The organism is Arcobacter lacus (assembly GCF_003063295.1).
Lineage (GTDB): Bacteria > Campylobacterota > Campylobacteria > Campylobacterales > Arcobacteraceae > Aliarcobacter > Aliarcobacter lacus.
The window spans coordinates 109,126-118,443 of the sequence record NZ_MUXF01000003.1; the positions used below are offsets into that span (position 1 = coordinate 109,126).

The 9,318-nt window shown below is 26.2% G+C and carries 6 protein-coding genes; 1 reads left to right on the plus strand and 5 read right to left on the minus strand.

The genetic code is table 11. The features are described from left to right. Window positions 1-10 precede the first annotated feature (10 nt). The 4 genes from B0175_RS02870 to B0175_RS02885 form a co-directional block, all read right to left on the minus strand. Complete coding sequence (locus tag B0175_RS02870; RefSeq protein WP_108527194.1) at window positions 11-733, minus strand: LrgB family protein; 723 nt, start codon at window positions 731-733, stop codon at window positions 11-13. Next, on the minus strand, window positions 723-1,076 hold the full coding sequence (locus B0175_RS02875) for a CidA/LrgA family protein (protein WP_108527195.1): 354 nt from the start codon (window positions 1,074-1,076) through the stop codon (window positions 723-725). Before B0175_RS02875 ends, B0175_RS02870 begins: the two co-directional genes overlap by 11 nt. A 117-nt stretch (window positions 1,077-1,193) precedes the next feature. Then, window positions 1,194-3,113: a transketolase gene (tkt, locus tag B0175_RS02880; protein ID WP_108527196.1), complete on the minus strand. Its 1,920-nt coding sequence runs from the start codon at window positions 3,111-3,113 to the stop codon at window positions 1,194-1,196. 77 nt (window positions 3,114-3,190) lie between these two features. Beyond that, entirely contained in the window at window positions 3,191-5,965 is a 2,775-nt protein-coding gene (locus tag B0175_RS02885) for a DEAD/DEAH box helicase (RefSeq protein WP_108527197.1), read from the minus strand. A gap of 104 nt (window positions 5,966-6,069) precedes the next feature. Here B0175_RS02885 and B0175_RS02890 point away from each other — a divergent pair, with 104 nt between their 5' ends. Further along, window positions 6,070-8,097 carry a HAMP domain-containing methyl-accepting chemotaxis protein gene (locus B0175_RS02890; protein WP_108527198.1) on the plus strand — a complete coding sequence of 676 codons (2,028 nt, stop codon included), beginning with the start codon at window positions 6,070-6,072 and terminating at the stop codon, window positions 8,095-8,097. A gap of 28 nt (window positions 8,098-8,125) precedes the next feature. On the opposite strand, the gene B0175_RS02895 is transcribed toward B0175_RS02890, so the two are convergent. After that, window positions 8,126-9,001, minus strand: a complete 876-nt coding sequence (locus B0175_RS02895; RefSeq protein ID WP_108527200.1) for an AraC family transcriptional regulator — start codon at window positions 8,999-9,001, stop codon at window positions 8,126-8,128. Between the last annotated feature and the right edge of the window lie 317 nt (window positions 9,002-9,318).

Genomic DNA, 9,318 nt, shown 5'->3' on the forward strand with positions numbered 1-9,318 from the left:
ATTCCTTATTTTAGAAAATATTTTTAAAATATGTAATTACTATTGGAAGAAAGATTGCAGTAAATATTCCACTTAACCCCATAGCAAGTGCTGCAAAAGCTGCTGCTTTTTCACTTATTTCAATTGCTCTTGCAGTTCCAATTCCATGAGATACAAGTCCAAGTGCAAAACCTTTTGAAGTTTCATATTTAACTTTAAAAATCTTAAATACTATTGTTCCAAATAAAGCTCCAACAATTCCAGTTATTAAAACAAAACCAACTGCAAGTGATGGAATTGCTCCAATTTGTTGCGAAGTTATTATTGCAATTGGAGCAGTAATTGATTTTGTTGTCATTGATAAAATTGTTGGAAGATGTGCTCCAAAAATATAAAGTAAACTAACTGCAATTACTATTGAAAAAACTCCAGCTATAAACAAAGTTAGAACTATTGGTAAAAATAGTGATTTTATATATTTCAAATTTTTATATAAAGGAAGTGCAAGTGCGACAGTTGCAGGGCCAAGAAAAAAATGAATTATTTCAACACTTTTAAAATACTTTTCAAAAGGAGTGTTTGTATAAACAATCAAAGATAAAATAATCACATAAGCAATAATAATTGGTTGTAACAGTGTATGTTTATTAAACTTTTCATAAATTATTATTCCAAATTTAAAAGCTGCTATTGTTATAATCAACCAAGTAAGAGGAGTTGAACTAATATAGTTTGTTAATGCTTCATAATTCATCTTTATTCACCTTTGAAGTTAAAAAATCCATAAATTTTGCTGCAAAAACCAATGCTATTAATGTTCCAAAAAATAAAGCTATAAATATTGCCCAAAACTCTTTTGTAATAATATCTATTTGAGTGATTATTCCCATAGCTGCAGGAATAAAAAGTAATGGAAGATATCTTAAATGAAGTGCAACTGCATTATCAAGACTATGAAAACTTCCTTTTTTTATAATTAAAAAAACTAAAAGTAAAACCATTCCAATTACAGGACCTGGAACTAAAAGAGTGAAAAATTTTGCTATACACTCACCTAAAAATTGGAAAACTAATAAAACTATAATACCTTTTAACAAACTTTTTCCTTGTTATTAAGTTTTTAAAAAAACAGATTATATGAAGTTAATATAAAAAGAAGATGAGATTTTTAAATTAATTAAGAAATTAATAGATGAGTTTTAACTCTCACCTATTTAATTGTTTTTGAAGTCAGCAATAATTTTTGCTTTTAATTTTTCTTTTGTAAATCCAAACTCTTCAAATAAATCATTAGCTGGTCCACTTGCTCCAAATGTTTCCATACCAAACACAACATCAGCATATTTGTAGTATTCTAAACCTCGTGCTGCTTCAACTGCATATACTTTAGTTTTTGGGTCAATAATTTTTTCTACATACTCTTTACTTTGTTCCATTAATAAATCAAAACAAGGAACAGAAACTACGTTTGCAATAATTCCTTCTTCTTCTAATGAACAAGCTGTTTGAAGTGCAAGCATTAATTCACTTCCACTTGCCATGATAGTAATATTTGCATTTTCTCTTTGTTTTAATAAATAAGCTCCATTTGATACATTTCCATAAGCTCTTTCATCTTTTAATACTTTTAACCCTTGTCTTGAACAAACAAATGCAGTTGGTGCTTTCATTTTAAGTGCTACTTTCCAAGCTTCAATATTTTCACTTGCATCTGCTGGTCTAAATGTATAGAAATTTGGTAATGCTCTAAATTGTGATAAATGTTCAATTGGTTGGTGAGTTGGTCCATCTTCCCCAACTCCAATACTATCATGTGTCCAAATAAAGTGTTGAGGAATACCTGCAAGTGCTGCTATTCTTGCACTTGGTTTTAAATAATCACTAAATACAAAGAATGTTGCAGAATAAACTCTAAATAATCCATATAAATTCATTGCATTTGTAATAGCTGCCATTGCATGTTCTTTGATACCAAAGTGAATATTTCTTCCTTTTGGAAAATCACCCATATCTTTTAATTCAGTTTTATTTGATGGTGCTAAATCAGCACTTCCACCTAGAAATCCTGGAATTGCTTTTGCTATTGCATTTAAGATTTTATGATTTGAATCTCTTGTTGCAACACTTGAATCAGCTTCAAAAGTAGGATAAACAACTGAATCAAAATTTGGATTTTTTAACTCTTCAATTTTTGCTTTTGTTTCAGCTGATAGTGATTCAAACCAAGCATTCTGTGCAGTTGAACCAACGATTAATTTATCAAAAGCACCTTTTACATCAGCAGGTACAAAGAATTTTTCTTTTGGATCAAATCCAGCTTTCTCTTTTGATTTAGCAATTTCATCTTCACCTAAAGGAGCTCCATGTGAATGATGACTTCCTTCCATAGTAACTGCACCTTTTGCAATTGCTGTTTTTGCAATAATTAATACTGGAAGAGTTGATGCTTTAGCTGCAACTAAAGCTTTATCAATTTGATCAAAATTATGTCCATCTATTTCTATTACTTCAAAATCAATAGCTTGAAATCTTTTTTTAACATTTTCACTCCAAGAAATACTTGTATCACCTTCAATTGTGATTGAATTTGAATCATAAATTATTACAAGATTATCAAGTTTTAAATGTCCTGCTGTTGCTGTTGCTTCATAAGAAATACCCTCTTGTAAATCTCCATCACCACATAAACAGTAAACTTTATGATTGATTACATCACTTCCAAGAAGATTTTGTGCATATTTTCCTGCCATTGCAAATCCAACTGCATTTGCAATTCCTTGTCCTAAAGGTCCTGTTGTAATTTCAATTCCATGAGTATGACCATATTCAGGATGTCCTGGAGTTTTAGAGTGAGTTTGTCTAAAATTTTTCATATCATTTACTGATACATCAAATCCCCAAAGATGTAATAAAGAGTAAACTAAACCTGTAGCATGACCACCTGAAAATACTAATCTATCTCTATTTAACCATTTTTCATCAGCTGGATTTACATTTAAATGTTTACTTAAAACTGTTGCAATATCAGCTAATCCCATTGGAGCACCAGGATGTCCTGAGTTTGCTTGTTGAACCATATCAGCTGCTAAAAATCTGATAGTATCTGCTTGTTTTTGTAGAAGTTGTTTTGACATAATTATCCTAATTGTTTGGTGAGTTATTTAAAATTTTTAAGCGATTATATCTAAAAAGTATTTAATTTTTTAAGTTACTAAACTATTTTAGTAAACTCTTCAAAAAGTTTATCACTAAGAGGATTTTCAAGTTTTAGCTCTAAATTTATAGGTTTATTATCCCAATATTTTAGAGTATTCGCAACTCCAAGATAAATAAAATCTTGCGTTTTTTTATCAACTTGGACAAATTTTCGCACAAATATATGAAGTTTAACTCCAAATCTTTTATTTTCACTCAATCTGTTTCCATCACCTTTATCAAAAGAATGTGAAGGTTTACTTTGATAGGTAAAAACATCTTTTGATAAAAAGGCATTATGATAATTTGCAGATTTTGAAAACTTCTCTTTTTCTAAATTTATAAATAAAAAGAAGTCATTTTCATACTTTAAAAATCCACTTCCTCTAAAAGAACTATGAATTTTTGGGAAATTACAAAGTTTTGCAATTTTTAGCATATTGTATTTAGAATAAAGTTTTAAAAATGGTTTTCCAAAATCACTTGAACCAAACTCCTCTTCATAATTATAAATTCCAAAATTCAAGCTATCTTCAAATATTTTTTTATAATTTTCATTTTTCAAAAGTTCTTCAAACTCTTTTGTTTTTCGTGCGATTTTATTTTCATAATTTATTAATTTTAAATATCTACTACTTTGGGCTGAATCTAAAAAATTTTGATTTAGATATAAAAAACTGTGATATATTGTTTTTTCATCAACTCTATCTAAATACTTATTTAAAATCTTAAAAGCTATATTTTCATCACAAAAATCATTATTTAAAAGATATTTTAAAATCACAAATTCATAAACTCTTTTTATAGGAAGTTCATTTTCTATAAATCTTATAGCTTTTATAAAATTCTCATCTAAAATCAACTCTTTTAGTTTTTTATCATCTTCAACTTTTGCCAAAAATTCAATATATGACTTACTTTCATCTATGAATTTTAAAGGATTTATTACATCTTCAAATTGTAAAAAATCAACTAAATTAGGAATTTTTCCTAAGATATTTTTTACTTCAAAATATTGTTCTTTTAAATATTTTATTTTGTCAAAATTTTCTTTATTTATCTGCTCTAAAATTCTACTTTTTGAAATTTCATCCATACTTATAAAAGCATTTTTAAAATCTGCAAAATTATTTTGTAGTGAAAGTTTAATGCTTTCTTTATCAATCATCTTATTTCCAACAAGTGCAAGAGCTATTAAATAAGCTTTTTTATGATTTCCAATAAAATCAAGAACTGTTAAAAACTCTTTATTTTGATATTTTCGTAAACCTCGACCTAATTGTTGAACGAAAACTATAGGAGAATTTGTTGGTCGTAAAAACAAAACCATATTAATTGAAGGAATATCTATACCTTCATTGAAAATATCAACTGTGAAGATCACTTCTAAACTATCGTTTTCATTTTCTAGTTTTTGTATATACTCTTCTCTTTTAGAAATAGAATCTTCACTTGTTAGAGTTATAGAATTTATACCTTTTTTATTAAACTCTTCACTCATAAAATTACAATGCTCTTTTGAAACACAAAAGCCTAGAACTTTTCTCTTATTTCCACTATTTGAATAAAAATTCATCTTATCAATAATAAAATCAACCCTTTTATTTACACTTAAAAGTTTCGCTAATAAATCTATTTTTGTTAAATCCACATTTTCATAATCTATACTTTGTATATCACTTATTCCATAGTAATGAAAAGGAACAATCAAATCATGTTCTAATGCATCATTTAGTCTTATATCGCAAGCTATATTTTCATCAAAAATTTCATAAATCGAGTTTCCATCCATTCGATTTGAGGTAGCAGTTAGTCCCAATAAAAACTTTGGTTTAAAATACTCTAAGATTTTTTTATAACTTGGACTTATTACGTGATGAGCTTCATCAATAATTATATATTCGAAAAAATCTTGCGAAAAATTTGAAAAATTTGAACTCATAGTTTGAATAGTTGAAAACAAATAGTTTTTATCTTGCTCTTTTTTATTTCCCGTATATAAACCAAAAGAGTTAATTTGTGGCAAAATATTTTCAAAACTCTGTTTTGCTTTTATCAAGATATTTTCCCTATGAACTAAAAAAAGCATAGTTTTAGCTTTGAAATTTTTTACATCAAAAGCACTTAGATATGTTTTCCCTGAACCAGTTGCTGCAATGATTAAAGCTTTAGATTCACCTTTTTTTCTTAGATTCTCTAATTTCTCCAAAGCTTTTTCTTGCATAAAATTTGTTTTTATTTGATTTAAACTAAAAGATTTAAACTCTTTATTTTGACTAATTATAAAGTTTGAATATGAAGTAAGAAACTCATCATTTACTTCTCTTGAACTTTTCCAAAGAGTTTCAAACTCATTTAAAACATCATTTAAAAAAGCATCATCTTTTTTTGCTATTGTTTTTACATTCCATTCGATATTTGATTTAAATGCACTTGCAGTTATATTTGATGAACCAATTAAGATTTTATAATCATCTTTAAATTCAAAAATATAAGATTTACTATGAAAACCTATATTTGAAACATTACAATCATAGATTTTTAATTCTATATTTTTAAACTCTTTGATTTTTTCTAAAGCTTTTATTTCCGTAAAATTTAGATAAGTTGAAGTTAAAATTTTACCTTTTATATTTTTCTCTTCTAATTTTTTAAAACTATCAAGAAGCAGTTGAATTCCTGAAAAATTTATAAAAGCTACGTTAAAACAGAAACTTTCACATTCATTTAATAATTCAGTTATATGATTATAAAAATTTGTTATTTGATTATTTGTTACTAAATTATTCATTTAATTATTATTCTATCCAAAAGTTTTACTTATAATACAAAATTAACTTTTAATTAACTCTATATTGATTATTATCATTAAATTGACTACATAAGGATAATATAATGTTAGTAAAAAATCGTTTACGACTTTTGTCTATAATTTTAATTGCTGGATTAATTATAATTGGTTTGGTTGCATTTAATAGTGCAAAAACTTGGTCTGATGATATGCATAGTGTAGGTGAAGAACGAATTCCTGCTCTTTTAAGTTTGTCAAATATAAACGCAGAAAGAATGGTAATTAGAGCTCAAACTCTTGAAGTTTTGATTTTAGATATGAATAAAAATACTAAAGATAAACTTTTAGAAATAGAAAAACAAAGATTAAATAGTTGGAAAATTATTGATGAAAATTGGAAAATTTTTCAAGATATTCCAAGAAATACTGAAGCTGGAAAAAAAGCTGCTACAACTTTACAAAAGGCTTATCAAGAGTGGAGAGAAATTTATATAACACTTGATGGTTTAATTCACAAATTAATTGCTAATGATAATTTTGAACTACAAGAAAAGTTATTTAAAGAGTATGAAAATAGCGTAGCACAAATGATTCCTATTTCAAATAATTTTGGTAAATTAATTACTGAACAAAAAGAAAGAACTTTTAACTTTTCAGTAAATATGGTTTCTCAATCAGCTGAAAAATCTAAAAATTCAGTAATTCAAATAACTCTTATTTTTTTAGTTATATCTATAATAGGAACAGTTTTTACAGTTTTAACTATTAACTTAATCACTCAGTCATTAGATAAAGTTAAAAATGGTGTATTAAGTTTTTTTTCTTTTTTAAATCATGAAACATCAAAATCTTCAATTATTGATTTAAATAGTAAAGATGAATTTGGACAAATTGCTTCAATTATAAATGAAAATATATATAAATCTGAAGTAAATATCAAAAAAGACACTGAATTTTTGAAAGATATTGAAAGATTTGTTGGTGAACTATTAAATGGGAATATGCTTGCTAAAATTGAAAAAGATTCAGATACTCCTAGTTTAAAAGAGTTAAAAGAGTTATTAGTAAAACTTCAAGATTATTTAGAACACACTATCGCTAGAGATATAAATATCTTAGTTACTATTCTAGAAAGTTACAAAAAAGAAGATTTTACAGCAAGATTTCCAAATCCTTATGCAAAAGTGGCTGTAATAATAAATGAGTTAGGTGATGTAATTTCAAATTTATTAAAACAATCTTTAAATACAGGAAAAACTTTAGAAAATAGTTCTAACAAACTTTTAGAAAATGTTAATGTTTTAAATGAAAGTTCTAATCAAGCAGCAGCTTCTTTGGAAGAAACAGCAGCAGCACTTGAAGAGATAACTTCAACTGTTACAAGTAATGCTTCAAGTGTTAACCAAATGACACAATATTCACAACAAGTTAGTATTTCAGCAAAACAAGGTCAAAAATTTGCTACTCAAACAACAAATGCAATGGATGAAATAAATAATCAAGTAAATTTAATCAATGAAGCTATTTCAGTAATTGATAATATTGCATTTCAAACAAATATTTTAAGTTTAAATGCTGCTGTTGAAGCAGCAACTGCTGGAGAAGCTGGAAAAGGATTTGCAGTTGTTGCTCAAGAAGTTAGAAATCTAGCATCAAGAAGTGCAGAAGCTGCAAAAGAGATAAAAAATTTAGTTGAAAATGCTACTTCAAAAGCAAATGAAGGTAAAAATATCAGTTTAGAAATGATTCATGGATATGATGAGTTACTTAAAAATATTGAAAACTCTACTCAAACAATAAATGAAATTGCTACTGCTTCAAAAGAACAACAAAAAGGAATTTCTCAAATAAATGATGCAATAAATGGCTTAGATAGACAAACTCAAAAAAATGCAACTATTGCTTCTCAAACAAGAGAAATAGCATTACAAACAGATTCTATTGCAAAAGAAATTGTAAATGATGTTATAAAAAAAGAGTTTATTGGAAAAAATGATATAAAAATAAATGAACAAAAAATTGTTTCTACAACTACTTCAAAAGTTGAAAAAATTATTGAAAAAGAAAATCCTTTAGAAGAAAAAGAAAAAATAAGCACATCAAAAAATGATGATGAATGGGAATCTTTTTAAAATAGAAGAATACTCTTCTATTTTAATACTAAAAATTTATCGATACATAAAAACTCAACTCAAACTCATTTTCTTCATCAAAAAAATCTAACTTTTCATAAATTGCATAAGAAGGTTTTGTCGTAGTTTCATATTCACTTTTTGGTAACCATTCATGGTAAACCCATTGAATAAAAGGTAAAACATCTCCAGTTTTTCCTTTCAAATCAAACTTTGCATAAACACCTTCTGCAATTTTAAACTTTGGTAATCTATCACTTTTTACATTTTCTATATCATCAACCATAATACATCCTATATATTGACATTCATCTAATGGTGTAATTGTAGGATTATCATGAAAAAGTGCAATTCTTTTATAAGATGTTATATTATTTGTTAAAACCCAAGTTTCAAGTTTTTGCCATGTTTCTTCTATATTTACGTTATAACCTTTGTTTCTTATATAATAACTTTCAATAAATGGCATTTTAACAATAGTTGGTACTATATTTTTAAAGTCAGCTTTTGATTGCATAGCTTTTTGTGATTGTTGAATAATTTTATTCGAATACTCTTTATATCCACCATTTTTCCACTCTTTTGGGCTCATTTCAAATCTTTCTTTAAATATTTTTATAAAAGAAGATTGAGAAGAATAGCCACAAAGATTTACAATATTTGAAATGGTTGAATACTTATTTGTTAGAAGTAAATTTGATGCTTTTTGAAGTCTTATTGACTTTATACTTTCATAAATATTCTTTCCAAAAATTTCTTTAAAAATTCTGTGCATATGGAATTTACTAACCCCTAAATCCATACTTAACTCTTCAATATCAATATTTGTCTCTATATGAGTATATATGTAATACATTATATCATTAGCTATTTTTGTTCTTTTTTGTAACGTTTCTTTTTTCATACCAATATTATAACAAAAAATAACTATAAAATAAGCACTAAAAAACAATTATTATAGCACTTAAAAAGAAGAAGATTTTATAAAATTTGCCTAAAATTAGCGTTTCAAAAATCACATTGCTGATTTATTACAAAAAAAAGGATTTAAGTGGATGCCTTAGTACATACATTGACAAGCTTTCTAATAGTAATGGGGATAGTATCAACAGTATTATTAATATTAGGTTTTTTGCTAAAAGCAAAAGGAGTAACATTTGTAGAGTTTTTTCCAAAAAAACAAGAGAATGTTAGTCAAACACCAAATATAATCTATAACAC

Coding starts and splice junctions, on each gene's coding strand:
- B0175_RS02870 (WP_108527194.1), bottom strand. CDS start 733: ATGAATTATGAAGCATTAACAAACTATATTAGTTCAACTCCTCTTACT.
- tkt (WP_108527196.1), bottom strand. CDS start 3,113: ATGTCAAAACAACTTCTACAAAAACAAGCAGATACTATCAGATTTTTA.
- B0175_RS02885 (WP_108527197.1), bottom strand. CDS start 5,965: ATGAATAATTTAGTAACAAATAATCAAATAACAAATTTTTATAATCAT.
- B0175_RS02890 (WP_108527198.1), top strand. CDS start 6,070: ATGTTAGTAAAAAATCGTTTACGACTTTTGTCTATAATTTTAATTGCT.
- B0175_RS02895 (WP_108527200.1), bottom strand. CDS start 9,001: ATGAAAAAAGAAACGTTACAAAAAAGAACAAAAATAGCTAATGATATA.